The organism is Bacillus sp. FSL R5-0712, assembly GCF_038593285.1.
Lineage (GTDB): Bacteria > Bacillota > Bacilli > Bacillales > Bacillaceae > Bacillus > Bacillus safensis.
The window spans coordinates 2830708-2851261 of sequence record NZ_CP151981.1; the positions used below are offsets into that span (position 1 = coordinate 2830708).

General features: G+C 41.1%; 21 protein-coding genes and 1 pseudogene. 1 reads left to right on the top strand and 21 read right to left on the bottom strand.

All coding sequences use genetic code 11. From position 1 onward, the window contains the following. Nucleotides 1-22: 22 nt before the first annotated feature. Nucleotides 23-1492 (bottom strand): betaine-aldehyde dehydrogenase, encoded by a 1470-nt coding sequence (gene betB, locus NSU11_RS14545; protein WP_149126344.1) that lies wholly within the window; start codon nt 1490-1492, stop codon nt 23-25. 206 nt (nt 1493-1698) lie between these two features. Here betB and NSU11_RS14550 point away from each other — a divergent pair, with 206 nt between their 5' ends. After that, a complete protein-coding gene (locus tag NSU11_RS14550) occupies nt 1699-2256 on the top strand; it encodes a GbsR/MarR family transcriptional regulator (RefSeq protein ID WP_034624521.1) in 558 nt (185 codons plus the stop codon). A gap of 435 nt (nt 2257-2691) precedes the next feature. Here the strand turns inward: NSU11_RS14550 and NSU11_RS14555 are convergent, their stop codons facing one another. From NSU11_RS14555 to NSU11_RS14650, 20 genes and pseudogenes are all read right to left on the bottom strand, one after another. Continuing rightward, complete coding sequence (locus NSU11_RS14555; protein WP_256688615.1) at nt 2692-3810, bottom strand: aspartate phosphatase; 1119 nt, start codon at nt 3808-3810, stop codon at nt 2692-2694. Between the two features lie 165 nt (nt 3811-3975). Further along, nucleotides 3976-5298 (bottom strand): branched-chain amino acid transport system II carrier protein, encoded by a 1323-nt coding sequence (gene brnQ, locus NSU11_RS14560; protein ID WP_256688616.1) that lies wholly within the window; start codon nt 5296-5298, stop codon nt 3976-3978. A gap of 87 nt (nt 5299-5385) precedes the next feature. Further along, nucleotides 5386-5847 carry a hotdog fold thioesterase gene (locus NSU11_RS14565; protein ID WP_256688617.1) on the bottom strand — a complete coding sequence of 154 codons (462 nt, stop codon included), beginning with the start codon at nt 5845-5847 and terminating at the stop codon, nt 5386-5388. 27 nt (nt 5848-5874) lie between these two features. Beyond that, complete coding sequence (locus NSU11_RS14570) at nt 5875-6201, bottom strand: branched-chain amino acid transporter permease (protein ID WP_256688618.1); 327 nt, start codon at nt 6199-6201, stop codon at nt 5875-5877. Continuing rightward, on the bottom strand, nt 6198-6890 hold the full coding sequence (gene azlC, locus NSU11_RS14575) for an azaleucine resistance protein AzlC (RefSeq protein ID WP_256689360.1): 693 nt from the start codon (nt 6888-6890) through the stop codon (nt 6198-6200). Before azlC ends, NSU11_RS14570 begins: the two co-directional genes overlap by 4 nt. Nucleotides 6891-6962: 72 nt before the next feature. Then, nucleotides 6963-7436 (bottom strand): Lrp/AsnC family transcriptional regulator, encoded by a 474-nt coding sequence (locus NSU11_RS14580; RefSeq protein ID WP_256688619.1) that lies wholly within the window; start codon nt 7434-7436, stop codon nt 6963-6965. A gap of 182 nt (nt 7437-7618) precedes the next feature. Continuing rightward, on the bottom strand, nt 7619-8431 hold the full coding sequence (locus NSU11_RS14585) for an N-acetylmuramoyl-L-alanine amidase (protein WP_256688620.1): 813 nt from the start codon (nt 8429-8431) through the stop codon (nt 7619-7621). Nucleotides 8432-8487: 56 nt separating this feature from the next. After that, complete coding sequence (locus NSU11_RS14590) at nt 8488-8751, bottom strand: phage holin (protein ID WP_256688621.1); 264 nt, start codon at nt 8749-8751, stop codon at nt 8488-8490. Nucleotides 8752-8763: 12 nt separating this feature from the next. Then, the gene (locus NSU11_RS14595) at nt 8764-8976 is read right to left on the bottom strand and encodes a BhlA/UviB family holin-like peptide (RefSeq protein WP_025092921.1); all 213 of its coding nucleotides are present in this window, start codon (nt 8974-8976) and stop codon (nt 8764-8766) included. A gap of 61 nt (nt 8977-9037) precedes the next feature. Continuing rightward, a complete protein-coding gene (locus tag NSU11_RS14600; RefSeq protein ID WP_106156812.1) occupies nt 9038-9226 on the bottom strand; it encodes an XkdX family protein in 189 nt (62 codons plus the stop codon). Beyond that, complete coding sequence (locus tag NSU11_RS14605; protein ID WP_106156813.1) at nt 9216-9563, bottom strand: XkdW family protein; 348 nt, start codon at nt 9561-9563, stop codon at nt 9216-9218. The genes NSU11_RS14600 and NSU11_RS14605 overlap by 11 nt, the downstream gene beginning before the upstream one ends. Nucleotides 9564-9573: 10 nt before the next feature. Further along, nucleotides 9574-10767, bottom strand: coding sequence for a hypothetical protein (locus tag NSU11_RS14610; protein WP_335350964.1), 1194 nt, complete (start codon nt 10765-10767; stop codon nt 9574-9576). Between the two features lie 17 nt (nt 10768-10784). Next, a complete protein-coding gene (locus NSU11_RS14615) occupies nt 10785-11168 on the bottom strand; it encodes a phage tail protein (RefSeq protein WP_106065091.1) in 384 nt (127 codons plus the stop codon). Nucleotides 11169-11663: 495 nt separating this feature from the next. Next, a pseudogene (locus NSU11_RS14620) lies at nt 11664-12104 on the bottom strand (YmfQ family protein); the annotation flags it as partial. Beyond that, nucleotides 12091-13137 carry a baseplate J/gp47 family protein gene (locus NSU11_RS14625; protein ID WP_216889111.1) on the bottom strand — a complete coding sequence of 349 codons (1047 nt, stop codon included), beginning with the start codon at nt 13135-13137 and terminating at the stop codon, nt 12091-12093. The pseudogene NSU11_RS14620 and the gene NSU11_RS14625, both read right to left, overlap by 14 nt. Continuing rightward, complete coding sequence (locus NSU11_RS14630) at nt 13130-13558, bottom strand: DUF2634 domain-containing protein (protein WP_335350969.1); 429 nt, start codon at nt 13556-13558, stop codon at nt 13130-13132. Before NSU11_RS14630 ends, NSU11_RS14625 begins: the two co-directional genes overlap by 8 nt. After that, entirely contained in the window at nt 13558-13839 is a 282-nt protein-coding gene (locus NSU11_RS14635) for a DUF2577 family protein (protein WP_335350963.1), read from the bottom strand. The genes NSU11_RS14630 and NSU11_RS14635 overlap by 1 nt, the downstream gene beginning before the upstream one ends. Continuing rightward, entirely contained in the window at nt 13836-14933 is a 1098-nt protein-coding gene (locus tag NSU11_RS14640; RefSeq protein WP_335350962.1) for a phage portal protein, read from the bottom strand. The genes NSU11_RS14635 and NSU11_RS14640 overlap by 4 nt, the downstream gene beginning before the upstream one ends. A gap of 11 nt (nt 14934-14944) precedes the next feature. Beyond that, nucleotides 14945-15607 (bottom strand): LysM peptidoglycan-binding domain-containing protein, encoded by a 663-nt coding sequence (locus NSU11_RS14645; protein WP_144491118.1) that lies wholly within the window; start codon nt 15605-15607, stop codon nt 14945-14947. Then, nucleotides 15600-20552, bottom strand: a complete 4953-nt coding sequence (locus NSU11_RS14650) for a transglycosylase SLT domain-containing protein (RefSeq protein ID WP_342493648.1) — start codon at nt 20550-20552, stop codon at nt 15600-15602. The genes NSU11_RS14645 and NSU11_RS14650 overlap by 8 nt, the downstream gene beginning before the upstream one ends. Between the last annotated feature and the right edge of the window lie 2 nt (nt 20553-20554).

Here is a 20554-nt window from a genome sequence, read left to right on the forward strand (position 1 = left end):
ATCTCCTCCAAATGCGTAATTTTTATTTAAACCAATGAACTGCTTCAGGTTTTGTATTTCGATATAAATGCTTCAGCTCGGTATATTCTTCAAGTCCCGTGCGTCCTAATTCGCGCCCAATGCCTGATTGCTTGTAGCCACCCCAAGGTGCTTGAGCAAAATAAGGATGGAAGTCATTGATCCAAACCGTGCCCAATCTTAATTGCCGAGCCACTCTTTCGGCCTTGCTGATATCAGAAGACCACACAGCTCCTGCTAATCCATAAATCGTATCATTTGCCAGCTTGATGACTTCTTCCTCTGTATGGAAGGTTTCGACTGTCAGGACAGGTCCAAAGACTTCTTCCTGCACAATCCGCATATCTGACGTGCAGCCTGAGAATATGGTCGGCAAGTAGAAGAACCCATTTTGCAGCTCCTCTGCGTCAGGTCTTTTTCCGCCTGTCTCTAACTTAGCGCCTTCTTCTAAACCGATGCTGACGTATTTTTCTACTTTTTCTCGATGCTCAGCTGAGATGAGCGGCCCGCTCTGGGTGTCTTCATCAAAGCCGTTGCCTAGCTTGATTTTTTTCGTACGCTTCACCAGTTCTTCTAAAAATTCATCATGAATAGATTCTTCCACCAGTAAACGTGAACCTGCTGAACACACTTGCCCTGCATGGAAAAATACAGCATTCATTGCCTGGTCAACCGCTACGTCTAAATCAGCATCTTGAAACACAATATTCGGATTCTTTCCGCCAAGCTCAAGGGCTATTTTTTTCACATTCCCGCTGGCTCCCTGCATAATTTTCTTCCCTGTTTCAATACCGCCTGTAAATGAAATCAGATCTACTTGATCATTTACAGCAAGCTCATCACCAACGGTTGCCCCAGGTCCAAGCACTAGGTTTGCAACGCCTGCTGGAACGCCCGCTTCTTCCATGAGTTTAAATATTTTTATTGTGGTGAGTGGTGTGATTTCACTTGGCTTTAGAACGATTGTATTTCCCGCCGCAAGTGCAGGAGCGATTTTCCAGCTTGCTTGAAGCAATGGATAGTTCCAAGGAGTGATTTGTCCGCATACACCGACAGGCTCTCTGACTAATTCACTTTTCGAGTTTGAAATTGGTGATGCAATGATTTCCCCGCCATCTTTATCAGCCAGACCTGCGTAATATTGGAACACGTTCGCAATATCGTCCATATCTGCTTTGCTTTCCTCTAATGTTTTGCCTGTATCAAGCGATTCCAATTTGGCTAGTTCATCAAGATCACGTCTAATCAATTCAGCTATCTTAAACACAATATTTCCTCTTTCAAGTCCAGGCAGGTTTGCCCAGTCCCCTTGATCGAAGGCTTTTCTCGCTGCTTTAATGGCTAGCTGCGCGTCATTTCTAGATCCTTCGCTGACTGTCGCGATCACTTCTTGATTGAACGGATTGATGATATCCCGTGTGTCGCTACTTTTAGCGCCAACCCATTGTCCGTCTATAAATAGTGTTTGACTCATAGAAGGAACCTCCTCTGATTCTCTTTGGTAAGTTCGTTAAATAAAAATTTAACGTTTTGAACATAATTAACTTATCATGTTCAAATTTTTCTGTCAAAGGGAGATATGCTTCATTTATTTTGACATTTTGTATTCTTTCGTTAACATATAGTCCATAAAGATTTTTTTGAACGGATTGAATTTTCTTAATAGAAAGCAGGGACAAAATGAAAAAGCAGGAAAAACCGCAAGCAGAAGATCGTATTTTAGCTGCTAAAGATCTAGTCATTGATTCCATAGCTGAAACGATGGATCTCTATGGCATTACAAGAAGTGCAGGTATTCTATATGGAACGATGTATTTAAATGAGGAAATGACACTGGATGAAATGCGTGAAGAGCTGCAAATGAGTAAGCCGAGTATGAGCACGGGTGTGAAAAAGCTGCAAGACATGAATATTGTCAAAAAGACGTTTCACCGTGGCCGAAGAAAACACAGTTTTGTCGCGGAAAAAGACTTTTTTAAGTTTTTCACGAACTTCTTTCCGCAAAAATGGGAACGTGAGGTCGAGGTCAATTTAGCGGCAATTGAAGAAGCGCAAGAGCAGCTTCAAGAGGTGTCGCGTGATGATCAGCTGGAGGAACATGTAAGAGAAGAAGCGCAGCAGCTCATTGAGCAGCTTGAAAGCTCAAAAGCCTATTATGACTGGCTGAGACGATTAGCCCATTCTGTTCATTCTGGTGAAATTTTTGACTATATTCCGATTGAACAGAAAGAAAAATAGACGATGTGTTTACGTTTTACAGCTTGAATTTCAGAGGAGGATTGATTATAATAAATTATGTCGTCATACCTCGGGGCATTAGCTCAGCTGGGAGAGCGCTACGCTGGCAGGGTGAACGACATCACCCGAAGCAAACAGACGTTCTCTGAAAAAGACTGATTTAACAAGGTTCTATGATGAGCCTTTCTGAATAAATATTTTCATTTCTGAACAAAACTGAAAGGGTTGGTCCCCAATCCGTCCCCATAAAAAAACAGACCATGCAGGGTCTGTTTTAATTTTGCCTATACGTTTTGAGAAGTTGTGTTTCGATCGATCATAGTCGTGTTTCGATCGATTTTTTGTATTTCTATAGATTTCGTGTTTCGATCAGTTGCAATAGTGTACAATCCTGCAGCTGCAACCACAGTAAGAGCAATCATCGTAAAACCCTTCTTAAAACTCATACAAACAATCCCCTCTCTGAATTTTGAGTTGTGTTTCTAATACCTTTTGATAAGCAGCTGTTGCTTCTTCAAATTGACCTTGTTTCCCATACTCATCTGCATACACTATATAGCATGCCTCAGCGTAAGCGAAAAGCTGTTTCTGTTCTAGATACTGAAACACTTCGGCCAGCTGCTCCTCATTTATATTATTAACATAAACCGCTTCTAAGAAGGTAAATAGATTTTCATAAAGCTTATTAGGGGCTTCCTCAAGTATATTAGTTCCTTGTTTTAAAGATGCTTCTCCTTCTTTAAGTCTTCCTGCTTTAAATTGCGTACAGCTAATCGCAAAATACAATTTGGTAAGAAGCTCCGAATCATCATCTGCCTTTTGAATAGCCTTCTCAAAATAATTGATAGCTTCATCCCATTGACCGTCTCTATCAAATGTATGGCCAATATTCAAAAATGCTTTAGTTAGGATTTTTTGATCTCCAATTTCCTCTGCAATTTTAATTGCATTCTTTAGATGAGGAATTGATTTATCTTGTCGAGCCAAATCATCATAATTTCCTGCAATTACAAATAAGCATTGAATTTTTCTAATCTTGTATAACTCATACTGATCGTAAATTTCAAGCGCCTTAATGATATGATGCATGGAAATATGAGTTTGTTTCATAATATAGTAGGCTTCAGCCACCTTGAAGTGAAACTCGGCTTGCTCAATATCATCTATAACTAGCGTAAGTTGTTTCTCGGCTATTTTATAGTATTGGATTGCCTGTACATATTCTTTTATACTGAACTCATACATTCCGCGAAAAAACGCGTTGTAATACTGCAGCATGCCGGACAATTTATGATTGGAGTTTTCTATTTTATCAACTAAGTCTGCAATGGATATAGAGCACTGCTCTGAGGGTTTTATATAATCAAGCATAAGTTGATGGCGAAAGCACATCAATTGATAGTAAATCAGTAAATCCTGGTCTTCTTCCATTCGTTCAATTTCTTGTTCTACCTCAGCTTTCAAAATCTCAGCATCTGGAACACTGAATTGCCGAATCATTTTATACCATTCATTTATTTTCACACCAACATGTGAAGAAAGAACTTTCTCCATCCATTACTCCCCTTCCACAAAATTTCCTTATATTACATATATTATTACATACAGGATTTTACAAAGCACCGAAAAGATACCGCAAATAGAACAAAAAAAGAGCTCCTGCAAAGGAGCTATCTAAGTTATAAAGGGGACGTTTAAAATCATATTAGTCCAATAAATTTAAAGTCTTTGTCCCAAAATGTTGCTATAAATATAACCCGTTATTCCACCAAGGATAGCTGGAAGGAACCACCCAATTCCCATGTTATACATAGGTAAAAGCTGTGTAAAGAAATGATCTATTATTTCAATTTTTATCCCAGCTGAATTGAAACCTTCATATAGACTAACTATAAATGTAAAAAACAAACTAAATTGATATACTTTAGTTCTTCCTTTAAAGAGTGGATGTAAAAGTGTTAAGAAAATTAGAGTTATAGCTATTGGATACATAGTCGTTAAAATCGGAATTGATACTTTAATTAATTGAGTTAACCCTATATTTGAAACAAACGTACTAAATAGCGATAAAATAATTGCTATTTTTCTATAAGAAATTTCAGGAAATAATTCATGAAAAAATGAAGAACACGCTGTAATTAATCCAACGCTAGTTGTCAGACATGCTACCGTTATCATTAAACCTAAAAAGATTGAACCATAAGATCCGAAATAATAAAATGACACATTAGAGAGAACCTCTGCACCATTTTCTAAAACACCGAATTTTTCAACGCTAGAAGCTCCCATATAAGAAAGAGCAGTATAGATAAGCGCTAAAAGCACAGCTGCAATTGTAGCTGCTTTTGCACAAATAATCATTAACTGTTTTTTTGTAGTTGATCCTCGATCTTTAAGTGCATTTACTATAATAATCCCAAATACAAATGCTACAAGGGCATCCAAGGTCAGGTATCCTTCCTGAAACCCTTTAAAAAATGGATTTGTTGCATACTCTTTTGATGGTAAATGAATGTTTCCGATTGGGTGAATAAAAGTTATAACTACAAGTGATCCTATAAAAGTTAATTTTATTGGTGTCAAAAACTTTCCAACTACATCAATTATTTTTGAAGGATTAAGTGATAGCAAGCAAGCCAAGGAGAAAAACACTATTGTAAATAATAACATAGATAAAGTTTGCGCATCATTTGACAAAAAGGGTTTCAGCCCTATTTCAAATGATACATTTCCTGATCTTGGTATAGCGAAGAAAGGGCCAATGGCCAGATATAGTAATGTTGTAAAAACCACTCCAAATATTGGATGTACACGACTTGCCAGTGATTGCAAATTTTTTTTACCAGAAAAAACAAATGCCATTATAGCAAGTAATGGTAAACCAACACCGGTAACTAAGAAACCGGCGTTAGCACTCCAAACATTTTTTCCAGCCATTTGACCTAACATGGGAGGAAAAATGAGATTTCCTGCTCCAAAAAAAAGAGCAAATAGCATTAACCCTATAATTACGATATAGGAAGAAGAAATTTTCTTTGACATCATACATCCTCCAATAATTACTGTAAATACTTATTTGAACGATCAGTAAAAAATACCATGCTATTTGCATATTAGTTGTACTGAGCCTCAATTCAGTTTATTTTCATTCATTTCAATAAAATAATGATCTTTGCGATAAGACACAGCATCCATAGTTGCAATCAAATTTTCCCCATGTAAAATATCGATTCGATAGAAACCAGTACGATAGTTTCGTTTCACTTCTGTTGCGCGAGCGATAATTTGGTCACCTGCTTTTGCTGACTGAATAAACTGGATGGTTGTCGAAATTCCTAACGATGTTTTTCCATACGCATTGCATGCTACGGAAAACGCATGATCTGCTAGAGCATAAATCACAGCTCCATGAACAGTGCCATAAGCATTCACCATATGACTTTGAACCTCAAGCCTTGCCTCCGCAATATCAGCTTCGAAAGTGATCAATTCAATCCCCAATGACTGGGCATACGGATCATTCTTTACCTGCTTGTAAATCTCTTCACGATATTGTTTAAAAATTTGATTCTCGTCAATTTTTTTATTCATTAGTCCCAACCCCTTATAAAAATATGTTTAAAAAACCAATTGCACTAAAACCATATAAACAACAGTTCCTCCTGCTATCGATAGAAGCATACTTTTTTTCCAAAAATGGAGTAAGATCACTGTAGCCGCTCCTATCAATTCAGGAACACCATGATTATCAGAATATAAATTGACATCCTTGAAACAATAAATAACTAGAAGTCCAATAACTGCTGCTGGTAGCACTTTCCCCAAATATTGCACATATTTTGGAGTAGGATTACCAGAAGGAAATATTATAAATGGAAGGAACCGTGTAATCATTGTTCCAAAGACCACCATAGCAATGATCAACATTTGCTGCGTCATCGTCATACAGAAACCCCTGCTTTCTCCAAAGGTTTCCTAAGGATCGTCAAAAATCCTAAAATCCCCAACATTGCAGGAATGATAAATTGACTTTCTCCAAATAACATAAGACTGACTACTGAAAGCCCAAGTCCTGTAAGAGCACTGTAATGTTTTTTTTCTTTCATCCATTGTTCTATGAAAATGACAATAAATAAGGCGGTCATTACAAATTCAAGTCCTTCTGTATTAAAGTTTACGTAAGAACCAAAAATCCCTCCAATTGCTGCTCCTGCAACCCAATACAAATGATTAAATAGCGTCACGAAAAACATAAACCATCCTTTGTCAACATTAGCCGGAATTTCAGCTGTATAATTTATAGCAAAAGATTCATCACACATCCCATAAATCAAATAAAACTTTTTCTTTCCAGTTCCTCTGTATTTATCAAGCATGGAAATACCATAGAACAAATGCCGAGCATTTATCATGAGTGTTATAAAAAGAACATTCATAAGATGAAACTCACCAAGCAAAAAATTCGCTGCAACAAACTCCATTGATCCTGCAAAAATCAAAAAGCTCATGATGATTGGATAAATAGCGCTAAATCCTAAAGAATGCATAAAAATTCCATAAGCTATTCCCAAGAAAATAAACCCAGCTAAAATAGGAAGAGTATGTGGAAATGCAGCATAAAAAGCTGTTTTCATTTTACTTTTATCCCTATTTTCAAGAGATATATTAGTAAATATTTCATTCGTTTTTCTCACATTATGCACCTCCTACATTTCATCAATTGGCACACTAACAGTTCTCTTTTCTGTGCTCATAACCATACTTGTATCTACTCGACTGATGGCAGGGTTCTGCATTAATGAATCAATAATGAAATCCCTATAACTTTCCATATCTTTTGAAACAATCTTTAGCAAATAATCATGACTTCCTGTCAGGGTGTAGCACTCTTGAATCTCTGGAAATTTGCCTATATCCTCTAAAAATGAATGAATTGTTTCTCTATTCAAGGGCGATAAGTTAATGAGAGCAAATGCTGTGACTTCGATTCCAAGTTTTTTCTCATCAACAATTGTCGTAAATTTTTTAATAATCCCGGCTTCAACTAGACCTTTTGTTCTTGAAAGACATGCAGAAGGCGAAAGCCCAATTTTTTTAGATAATTGTAAATTTGATATTGAAGCATCTTCCTGTAATTCCCTTATGATTGCTTTATCTGTATTATCAAGTATAATTGCCATAGCACACCTCGTAAAATTATATTTCATTTATTTAAATATTAACAGATTATTATTTTTAAATAAACCCGAATTGCAAAATTTAATTCAAAATAATCCTTATACAGTATAATTTCATTCAAAATAAAAAAATCCCTAGTCAATTAATTGACTAGGGCGGGAATTCTTTTACTTATAGGGCTTTTTCAATTCAAAGCTTTTTCTAAAGTCTGTTTTGTTTTTGGACCATAAATTCCGTCTGCAACCAGACCATGCATGAGCTGGAATCGTTTAACTGCATTTGCTGTCTTTGGCCCATAGTAGCCATCAATCCCGTTATTTTTTGCGCCTTTGTCCGGGTAATAATACACAGCAGCCAGAGCCTCCTGCAATGCTTTTACTCCAGCGCCCTTTGTCAAAGGGTTGGTTACTTTAATAATGCCAGATGGTAAGTTAAATGATTTTTTAGGCTTACTCGCTTTTGGCTTGGATGGTGTATTTTTGACAGGTGACGCTTTCACAGGCTTTGCTGTTGCCTTTTTTCCTGTATGGGCGGTTGCGATACCCGCTTTGAAGCTGTCCCAACGATTAAGCAGTTTACGAGGGCATTCTTTGCCGCTCCATCTCTTGTGCGGTACAAGGTTGGCCAATGGAATGCCTTGCTCTGTCATGAGCTGACGAATGAGCCATTGAGCATTTTCAACCGCTTTTTCAAAATTGCCGTCTGCGTTTTCGCAAATCTCAATTCCAATTGACTTCATGTTCCCGGTTCCTCGTCCATCTCCTGCATGCCATCCGTTTTCATTTAGCGGCAGATGTTGATAAATACAATTTTCATCCACCGTATAGTGCCAGCTTACACCTGTACTAGATCGTTTCACAAAAGATGCGTGACTCGCTGCGTTTGCCCCTTTTGCTGTGTTAGCTGTGTTATGAACCGTAATATACAAAGGCTTCATATAGTTTCCTGGTCTGTTGCGGTTACTCTTTGGAATAAAATCTTTAATGATTTTCACCATGTCCATCGTCTCCTCTGATCAATTTAATATAAAAAGAGCTACCTCGTGGCAGCCCTTCATTTCGTTAATCCTGTTTGTTTTAGGACTTCTTTCTGCTTCTGTCCTTTAGGTGTCACATAGTTGTTTTTGAACCATGCGACAAGGGTTGTTGCGATTGTGAAGATCATTGAACCAGCAAGGTACAATGTTTCAGCCAACGAAGTGACTTGATCCTCACTGATCGGCAAGATTGGCTTGCCAAATATAATTAATGCTTGGTTGATCAATGCCATAAATAGAAGCACCGTGCGGATCACCGTGCCTTTGTCGAAGTTTTTCATAAATGTTCCCTCCTATTTTAAATTCCGTTCAATTTTATCGAGCTTGTCGATCACGACATCATACTTTTCACTGAACTTTGCTAACACTTCATTTTGCGCTTCGATTTGTTCATTGAGCTTGTTTTCTCTTTCCTTTGTCGTGTTGAGAACATAAAACAATACCCAACAAAAAAGAACCGCAAAGGGTCCTTGCGTCATCAAGTATTGCGCCAAATCCATTTCCACCATACTCACCTACTCCTTCACTTTGTCCACCTCCTTAAAGAAGGCAAAATAAAAAGCCTTTCTACTCGGCTTCTGGCGTTTTATATACTTCACCGGTTATTTCTTTGTATTGATCATGTGTAACATATTCCTCTTGAACGCCCTCTTCTAGTTCTTCAATTGAACAATCCTTAAACGACATTGCTTGTTTAACCATTTCAGTAGTGGCCCATTTATAAAATAACGCTAACACCCAGAAATTAAGATTCATCTGTAAACCCTCCCTTCAATTTAAGGATTTCTATTCGCATTTCTGCAAGCTGCTGCCCTAACGTTGCATTTACTCTTTCTGTCTGTTGGCGAGCGATTTTTTCTTTCGCTAACTGTTCTCCAATAAGAAGCAATTGTTTTTCAACCTGAGTCATAGGCTGTTCATTGTCTAATTTCAAATACTCTTGCCATGCAGCATCCAACTCTTCATCTGAAGGTATAGGTTCGGCTAATAACCACTTGTCTATAAATTGTCCTTCTCCATCATCTCGAACCGAATAATCCTCACCTAGTTCCGCATTTGGGTATAAATATTTGATCGCTAGCGCCTTATTCATTTTTTCCCTCCTATCTCAACTGAGACATGGTAACGTAAGCTGTGGTTATTGATACTGTTTTGTTGGTCCCTCTTGGGGTTATATAAAAGGTTACCTTATCTCCAGCTTTAAATTTTTGTAATAAATAAAGCACGCACGTATTTGATGATGTCGCTGGATTCCAGTTTCCAAACCTTTGATACTCTGATCCATTGACATAACAGGCTAAAATATTATCTGATCCAACTGTAATGTTATTACTAGTGACATAAAGTCTGATCAAATAAAGCCCACTGTTTTTCAGTGTGATTTCAGCACGAGAGCGGTTATACTCTGATAATTCATCCGCTCGTGTTGCGCCAAAAACAAGCTTTGTTGCAACATTTTCTGCGGCTGAAATAGATGAATTATCTTGATCATAAGTATCAACAAAAGTGCTGTTTGCCATATCCTCCACTGTTAAAACTTGTTTCCACCCTTTAAAGACGCCGCCAGTATGAACGGTTCCGAACCAGTACAGATTGTCAAAACTTCTACATAAACGAATGTCTTTTCTTGTTTCTGCGCCCTCAACATCAATATTGAAGTACGATGAATCGTTTGTCGTCGGTTTGTTTGTAAGGTATTGACCTGCTGCATAATAACGACCAGGTGGTAAAGACAAGATATCGGTTCCATTCAAAACAGTTGGAAGCGGCTTGCGATCCCCGGAATCTTGCGTCAGTTTATAGAGTTGGCCACTGTTCCATTTATCTTTTTCAGCTGCTGTCGGAAGCTGCGTCCAAGTGATAGATATATGGGTAGAATTATAGTAGAAGTAATAGGCATTACCTGACGTGTCTACCGCAAAACCGGTTCCGATGTTGTTTTGGCCAACAGTCTGTATTCCTCTCAAATAGGCGTTACTAGGCGCTGGAGAATCCTCTACACCTGGGGCTGCAATGAAAGTACAGGTCCCTTTGTCTTTAATAGCATCATAAATATTTTTGTCAGCTGGAACAGAAATCAAGTATTTGCCGTCATCAGCTGTGATCTTATATATCTGCGATTCATTCCATTTCTTCTTCTCTGCTTCAGATGCATGCGGCTTAGTATCTTCAATATGGCCAACGAATTGTTCTAACAGCCCGGCATCATTTTCAAGTAATACCTTCACCATGTCATTGAACAGATCCGCATGAGCTTTGTCGCTTGTTTCAAACACTTTAGGAGATTTAATATCCATCGATGAGCACTCCTTTCCTAGTAAATATCATCAATCTCAAAGATGAATTCAATGTCACCATCTTTTTGCTTGTCTGTCATGGTACGGATGGCCGTAAACTTTCCATCTTCATCAACAAGAGCCAATTCGTTGATGACTTCTCCAGCAAGCTCTCCTTCAGCAATGGTGCAGGTGTAGCGAATTTTGGCTGGTTCCATAAATTTATAGGAATCAATGTCCTTTTGAACAAGTTCACTCTTTAATTCTTGTTCTGTGCCATCCAAGGAGATTGGTTTCCCGTCCTTCGTTCCGCCATTCCCAAAAGCCATCTTGACCACTTTCGTGAGCTTAGTTCCCTCCGCTCTAGCCTTTGCCATTTGTTGGCGAGCATAAAGCGTTGTAACGGTTAATTGATCAGCCATTATGATCCTCCTTTATAAATCTATTTTTTTGGACGTGGCAGCTAGATATTTTGAACCGTCTAGCGGTACCGATCCATCAAGCGTCCAATATTTCTGCTTAATGGTTACACTTCCGCTTTGCTCATTTGATACATAAGCAACCATACGGAATGTCATTTTCTTTTTTTCTTTCAGTACATTTTTTAAACATGATCGAAGTCTAAGAGACGCTTGTTGATTAGTTTCGTGTTTGGCTCCTACCATGACATATTTTGTACGTCCAAGAACTTTCATTTCTTTTTTCAGCTTCATGGCCATCTTTAAAGATTGTCTAAAACGTACTGGAATATATGTTGAATTGCGCGATCCACTAAGATAAAACGTACCATTTAGTAAAAATTCACCATTGAGTAAAATGGGAATGTGATCAAAAAAGCCCACTCTGCTGCGCAGTGTGAGCCTGTTATGATAGTCTTTAATTTCTTTTACATCCGTATGATGAACGCTTGTGAATTTGTAAGCCAAATGAGCCGGCTTCAAGTTTTCAAGCGTCTCTACAATGTATCTGGTGTTCTGCAGGTCATCCAAATTAACACGAAGGGAGAAATGATAGCGGCCAGTTGTTAGACGAACCACTGCGCTAGGATTCTTCAAGAACCGGTTGACTGCCCTCTCTAAAGAAGCATAAGTGATCGGTGGAATGTTGGACATGAGATTCAAAATACGTGCCCTGCGCAGCTCAATTGAATCACCTGACTCCCGCTGCACTTTCAGCATCCTTTCCCATCGATTAAGCCCCCACGTGGCAGTGAGCGGAAACAGTTGATCAGTCATATCAAAAATAGAATCATCTAGCCTTTCCATCTCTGGAGCCTCTGATTTCATTAATTCATCAAATTCAGTGATCTCCGTTAGATAGGAAGGTAGATAGGCTTTCATTTCGTCAAGCTTGCTCAATAACGTTCACCTGCCCTAGACGCGGAATCTCAATGTCCTGAAGCGGTAAGTTTTTTGCCTCACCGTTGATCAATACATCCGCATAATCAGACACACTATCCGCATGATACAAAATGTCATTGATCGCTGACATTCTGATCACATTTTCTTCAAAGGCAAGTGATTTTAGAAGCGCTTTGACCTTCTCTTCAATTTCCTCTTGTGCATCCTCAATGGAGTAATCCATTTTAAGCTCCACAGATACGGACACCTCAACATCTTTCCACTTGGCGCTTTCAATAGTGGCAGTAGCCCCGATCGGTGCTTGCCCTTCTCCTTCTCCTGGAACCGGATCAATGTACTCTTTGACCTTATTGACGAGCAGATCCGTCGCAACATCAAAATTCCCATCTGTGATGACAACTTTTACTGTGCCTTCCCCGTTCCAAAGCGGGAACACCTTCGCCCTGCCAACTCCTTCAACTTCTTCAGCCCACTTTTTATAGTGAGCTTTGTTGGCACTGACAGCTTCACGTCTTGCTCTCATTAAGTATCGTTCATACAGAGCTTCATCGTCTTCTTCCTCTTGACCTGGTATCTTCAATTCTTCAAAGATGACAGACTCTAGTCCTGGTATGTTATCAAGTGATAGAAGCGGCAGTTCTGCAAAATTCCCATTGCCTACAGCACCAGTCGTTTCACACTTCAAAGTGCCGTCAGATTGATATTGAAAGTACAGATTGTCGATATAGAATCTTGATCCCGTTGGTATTCTGATAGTTTCAGGTGTCACCTCAACAGACCATACAGCACTTGTGGCCGCTTTACGAGTGATCCCCACTTCAGCGGCTCGTCGATCTAAAAATTCTCCCTGCGCTGTATCCGCAAAAACAAGATCGAATACTTGGTCAAGCCATATATAAGATTGAGCAAGTTCGGCAGCTGCAGGAGCCAACGCATTCCATATGACGCTGTTTTCACGTTTATCAATATCATCGGGTATACGTTCCAACATGCGTTCCATGATGGCTTCATAAGACTGTTCTTCAAACATCTTCGCCAATCACCTCCTCGATCTCCAAGGTTCCTTCATCTGTCACAACATTGAAGACCACTTTAAAAGTTGCCCCTTCTTTCGTAATCTCGAAATCTTGCACACTTTCAATTCTCTCATCAACAAGAAGTGCTTCTTCTATTAGACGCGGAATCTCCATCTCCTTGTATTCGTCCGTTGATTCTTCATCAGACACAGCTTCTTGAACCTCACATCCTACGTCATGGCTATAAACGGCATGCGAATATCGTTCCGTTCGCAAAGCCATATAGACGAATTGGCGAATGGCATCAAGACCATTAATCTTTTCATTAGTTAATCGACCAGTTGTGAAGTCAATACGATAGGTGGTCGAAGGTTCAATAATATCCTCTTCATCCTCCTCGAAATCTTCAATTTCTTCTTCTGGAGAGAGTGCCATCATGAACCACCTCCTACTACTTTATCTAAGATGTAAAACGTCTGGCCGCCTGTCATCGCAAGGACCATGACACTATCGCCTTCTTCTAGCTCATCATCTTCTCCCTCGTCCAATCGAGCAGGCCATATAAGCAGATCCTCCGGAATGATAAGTTTGTCATTCTCATTGAGTCGAACACTAAGAGGGGAAACAGACACCACATCACCAAGTATCAATTCCATTGGCGATTGTGCATCAACCGCATTGACAGCCAATCGCTTAATTGCATCGCTTAGTTTCATGACTGATTCCCCGTTGGGATTGTATTCTTTTCAACGACATCGATCGTCATGGTGTGTTTAACTCCTTTGAATTCATGGCTGTCCTGGTCGATCCAGTACGTTTTTTTGATACCGATATCAGGAATGATGATGCGTATTGGCATGCCGCTTTGTAATCCAGGAATACCTAGAGCTTGGATACTTTTGAGTTCTTTTTTCACGCCCTTTTTCTGTGAGAGACGAACATCAGCCCTCTTTTGCAGCTGTGCTTGGTTGATCTCCCCTGAAACTCTTTCAACGTGCTGCAGGATGCCGTATTTGCTTCTAGCAGCACTATCATTCGCCACAGCCAGCATCTCAATCTCTTTCTTTTGCGTGACAGTTTTCGGCTTCGTAGGTTTGGTCGTTTTCTTATCTTTTTCTTTATCTTTGTCAGTAGTCTTAGATTTCTTTTTTTCCTTCTTCAGCACCTTAATTTTTTCCACATGTGTCGCTCTCATCTTCACACGTGTGGCTGTTTCCTCAATCGAGGTGCTGTACTGATAATCAATGAGATTCACGCCTGATTCAATGACCCATACTTCGGACGGATCAGGCCAAGCTCTCAGCCCCATCTTGCCTTTAGCAGAATAGATTTGATAGTTACGTCCTGTTTGCTTCTTTGTTTCCCTTAGAGCCTGCAAGATGATGTCATAAAGGCTTGTATCGTTTTTGAATACAAGCGATTTAATGACATGGCCAGTGTTAGCGATTGACGTCATCGGGATCTGAAAATCTTGACCAAGCCGCTTCATTATCTGATCAGCCCGCTTGTTTGCAAAGACATATACATCCTGGTTCTTCACCAAATACTGAAGCATGTCATAAGCGGTAAAAGTGAGCTTTTCGTCCTTCGGTGTTCTTGCAAACACTGTTCCTCTGAAAAGTTCTTTTCCCTTCCACTTGAAAAGAACAGTGTCACCCTCTTTGATGCTGTAATATTTTTGACTGCCTTGCTTTGTAATAATATTTGCCTGAATAGAGCGGGGGGCCTGATACCTTTGCCCCCGAAGTGTCACGCTCTCTGTCACAAGCTCGTACATGGTGCCGCTTCTGATGGCAAAAAGCTCAATCAAAGTCAGCCCCCCTATTGTGGTATTTTTAATTTTTGACCAGGGAAAATCCAATGCCCTGGTTGTCTAATATTGCGTCTACTTCGTTTGATCATAGCGGCTTTATTCGCATTCCAAATGCGGCGCCATTTTGTACTATCACCATAGAAACGACCAGAAATATCCCACAAGGTATCACCCTTTTTAACGGTGTATACTTTTGGTGCGCCTTTTGAGCTGCGCTTTTTGCTGCTCTTTTTGGCTTTCCGTTTAATTTTTCTAGGTGAAGCCGTTTTGTATTCCTTCAGCTGCAGCGTGAATTCACGATCACCGACGTCATACGTACCTTCATTGTGATTGAAGCTTTCAATGCTGCACTGCATATTGATTTTGGTCCCTGTGACAATAAAGCGTACAGGCTTCTTTGAACGCATCATTCGTTCAATTTTCGCAATCGCATTCTCTGGTGATGGAATGCTTTTATATTCAGCGATCGGTGTATACTTCTTCGGAAAAAAGGCTGTAAATGAAATTTGACGAGCCCCTGGTACATCCAAGAATGTGAGCTCGCCAAATTTTGATACTTTGATAGATTCATTTTGTACGTTGTTGTTCAGTTCAAGTTTTTCAGGAAGAACAGGGAATCGCAGTTTGTCCTTCCCTTGCGAAATCCACAATTGATATTTTGATTTAGCCATCGATCACGACTCCCTTCGTTCCTGTGTTGATCTCTACTTCTAGTTCTTCGACTAATGATCGCTTGATTTTTTCAACCAATGAATCTTCATCATGGCCGTTATGGAAGTGCTGATCGCCATTAAAATTAATGATGACCTGTTTTGATCCACTAGAAGCAGCCGGCGCATTCGATGTGCCAGCTGTTACTGTTTGCACCTGACCTTGTGAAAGCTCGGATGATGTAGCATTGGCCGGATCGTATACGTCCATTCCTAAAGCCTGTGCAGCTTGCGCCAACAAGTAGCGGCCACGAATCCCACGCTCTTCAGGAATAATCCATTCACGCTTGTTTCCTTCACCGACTCTAGCTATCTGTTCCTGCGTGATTAGACCACCGTTTGCATAGCCTTTATATGGTCCACCGTTTCTGATACTTCTAAGACCAGGCGTATTATAGACACTTCCATATCTCCCTTTGATGTAGTTGATAGCAGCTGCAGCATTATGGATCGGGTTCCAGATGTCGTTCATGCCGCTTGCCTTATTAGAATTAAAGGTCGGATCAATGGTCTGCATCAATCCTTTAGACGGCGTTCCTCTTTTGGCGTTTGAATCCCATAGGTTGATCGCTTTCGGGTTTCCACGTGACTCATTCTGTGCGATCGTCATCAAACCAGGTAGCCAGCTCATTGATGTGCCGGTTGCCATTAGAGCAGCCATGAGCCATTGTTGAACACTCAGGTTAGATGCACCCATGCCACTAAATGCAGCGATTAAGGAACCGGCTTGATTCTCTGCGAATTTCTTCACATCAACTGAATCAAGACCTTTGACGACACCGATTGATGCGAATTTTCCAAGACTCATCATGACACGTGAAGGAGAATGAATGTCTAATTCTTCGCGGAAGGCTTGTTCCACTTTCTTGGCCATGTCCTTGGCTGCTTGTGTCACTTCACTTCCTTTTGACCTCATGCCGCTGTTAAATGCGTCAATTAACCCAGCTCCCCAGGTAGGAGACTCTTGGCGAGCGGATAAGAAAGGTTGTCTTACATTTTGATCTAAGAACTGACCTGTGCCAGTTGGTGTCATGTTTTGACCTGCCGCAAAGCCGGTGACAGTTTGTGCTCCATACTGCGGAGTCGCTGCCTGAATTTGAGTAAATGGCTGCTTAATATTAGCTTGTTTCCACTGTTCAAGTGAAACGACTTTGCTGTTTAACCCTTTTTCAAAGTCAGTGCTAAACTGTTCCCCGTATTTTGATGCGTTGGCCGCGTCTCCAATTGATACCGATCCACTTGTAGAAGTAGAAACTGATGAAGCAGCTGCCGGTCTCATTGGAGACGATGAGCTTGCTGGAGAGGTTGGTGATGCACCGCTTGGCACAACAGACATTCCAAGGTGAGAAGCAGCCTGAGCAAGTAGCATCTTCCCTCGACCTTTGTTGTTTTCAGTCGGGATGACATACTCCTTGCCCGCCTCGCCGATCCATGAAAGTGTCGGCTTTGTGATATAACCACCGGTGGCGTTATTTGCTGCTTTCTCTTTCTTTTTCAGTCCTGTTTTTTCTTCTCCTTTTTTCTCAAAGATATGAAATGCCTTCCCACTAAATTCTTTAACTTTACCGACAACATTTCCAACAATGTCAAATAAGCCTTTCCATGTGCTTGTTAACTTTTCTGCATGATCTTTTAACGGGTTGAAAACATATTTTTCAAACCATCCACTTACTGTTTCCCATATACCCTTGATCGTTTTCCATGCTTCATCAAATTTTTCCCACACGAAGGTAATCGCTGGCTCCGCATACTTTTTATATGGTTGCCACACATACTCATCAAACCATGCTGCGAGCACCACCCATGATGTTTTAATCCGGTTCCATGTAGTGTTAAACAGGTTCCAAATAAACATGATTGCTGGCAAAGCATATGTTATAAACGGCTGCCAAACGAAAGTATCAAACCATACCGCAAATGCGCCCCATACGATTTGAACCCAATTCCAGAATTCGGTCAACTTAGTCCACACCCAGACAATGGCTTCAATTGCCACTGATCCAAATGGTTCCCAGACGTAAGTCATGAACCATGCTGAGAAAACGGACCATGTGATTTGTATCCAGTTCCATAATTCGGTGATCTTGTTCCAGACAAGGGTGATCGCAGCCACCGCAACTTGTCCGTACGGAGTCCATACATTGTCCATGAACCATGTTGATGCAGCTCCCCATACTGTACTAATCAATTCCCATCCCACGACAAAAACACCAACTACAAAGTTGATGATTGGAACTGCAAAGTTATAAATCGGCAGCCAGACGTTATTCATAAACCAGGAAGAAAGCTGACCCCATTTCTCTGTGATCCATGTCCACGTATCTTCGAAGAACGTTGTGATAGGTGTTAGAACATTATCATTGAACCAACCCGAAACGGTGGACCATGTGTCTTTAATCCACTGAACTGCATTCTCTGCACCTTTGACAATTTCATCCCATTTCTTTTGGATGGTTCCGTTGTCAAACATCTTTCCTATCCAATTGCCGAGATCACCGCCAAAGATGCTTCCTAATACTCCACCGATAGCTGTTCCGATACCAGGGGCGATCATTGTTCCGATTGCCGCTCCACCGATACCGCCACCTAGATTCCCGACAAATCCACCGATCTTCTCGCCTTTATTGTCATTATTCATGCCTAGCAGTTCTGTACCTGCTATTGCTGTACCGAGAATAGGGATACGTTTTCCGATGCTCTTTGCACCTTTACCGACTTTACCTAACAATCCACCGCCACGCCCTTGGTTTGGCGTTGTTGGTCGTACCGGCTCACCTCTATTGATCCAAGGCTGACGATATTCAGGAGTTCGTGGGTTCCTCGGCGGTCGCCCTGCTCCTCCAGCTCCACCGATCGTTCCTGCTCCCATCCCGCCTCTTAAACCTTTGCCCCATTTATAGACAGCAAAGGCTCCTGACAAAATGGATTTGAGCGGCTTTAATAAAGTGGCCACTTTTCCGAGGAATGCGAGCGCGAATGCATTGGCAATCAAAGCACCAGCAATTGATCCTTCTCCAGTAAGGGCATTCCAATTGATCTCACCAATCTTCTTGGCGATCCGAATGCCTAATTGTGCAGGATCAAGGGCTTCTAAAAATGATTCTATGAAAATACGCCCTGCTTTGGCTCCTGCATCAGTGAAACTGTCCTCGGATGATTTGTCATCAATACCAAGTAGACCGTTGATCACACCGTTTATGATGCCACCGTAAGTCTTCCCGACATTCTCGGCCATTTTGAAAAGACCAGGCTTTCCTGTCTTTTCCCACCATTGGCCAAAAACGTCTTTCGTATTATCCAGGACGAGCTTCCACCGAGTTTCAAAGTCCATTTTTCTGTATTTTTCTAGCTGTTCAAAGTGCTTCTTCAGCTTAGGGTTGTCTTTAAACTTGACCTTCAGTTCTTGTGTCTGCTTTTTGGTTAATTTCTCACCAGGAAACAAGATTTTGAACTGATCACCAATAAATCCGAATACGCTTTTGGTCGGATCAAGGAAACTGTTAGCAAATTTCTTACCCGCCTTTTCAGCTTTATTGGAAAGGTCGGTCAGCACAAAGGAGTATTCCCCACGCCACGTTCTAAATGCTTCTAGCGCAGGTTGGAACGCAGCTGCAAGTCCTTTACCCCAAGGCATCAAAATAGAGTTGTTGATGAATGATTTGACACCGAGGAATAAGTTGGCCAGGTTGTCGGACATTTTGATCATCATGTCGTTGTATTTGCCGAATTCCTTCGTGACTTCTGGCCAAGTCTTAGAGATGTCTTTTCCGCTCTTTGCAAGATTCTCGAGTTTACCCCTGGCATCACCAGAGATCGCCCCCATTTCTTGCAGAGCTGCCGTTGCGTCACCGATAGGACGCCCCGATTTAATGCCGTCATATAAACGCCCCATCCATAGCGCAACTTCGGAAAATGGCCGTTGAACACCTGCGGCAACGTCCCCAACTAGCTTCATACCTTCAGTCGTAGAAAGGGCATTGCCCGTAAACACTTGAAGAACTCGACTTGACTCGAAAATTTCATCACGAGTAAATGGCGTTTGACCAGCAAAGGCTGTCAGCTCGTCCAGACGTGCATCTGCTTTTCCTCTGCTGCCGAGCAGTGTTTCAAAAGCCGTGGTCATGTTCTGTCGATCCGCTACCATTTTGAGCGGCACGACAATACCACCTGTTGCACCGGCACCGACTCCAAGCAAACCAAGCGTACTGGTGACGGCTGACACGATCCCTCTCAATGGCTTTGTGATAAGATCAAGGACCTTAATTGTGGTTGTGTATGTCCGTCCCAAATGGGTATTCGCAAATGAGACAGCCCCACGTACTGGAGCGGTAAAACGATCAATCGCATTAATCGCCACCCTGTATTCAGACCCTAACGTGTTCCGAGTATAAGACGCTATACGGCTGACTGTACGCCGTACCATATCAACGGCTCTAATGGTGTAGCTGTAGCCTCGACCAAGTTGACGTGCTGCATATGATGCAATACGTCTGATCCCTGCGGTCGCACGATCATTTACGGTTATGGCAAACCGCTCTACTTTGCCGAATTTCCGATCGATGTAACGACGAAGCCTAACAAGCCCTGGTGTTGCCTGATCCTTAATACGCATCAGCACACTATGAGTACGCGGCATCTTACGTTGTATGAAACCATTGAACTTTTTCAATGCTTTTGTGGCCAGATCATTGACATCAAGAGTCAGCTGATAAGTTCGCGCAAGATCACGCAATACGAAACGCTGCACACGTCTTAATGCGATTGTGGCATTGTCTCGTACTCTCAATGTGATTGGCCGCTCTGATCTGCGGCGCAATCTATCAAGCCGTTCCATATCTCCTCTGATCAAACGCAATTTACGCGTGATCCGGTCTTGTAAATCAAACCGAGCGGTTAAACGAGCCATGT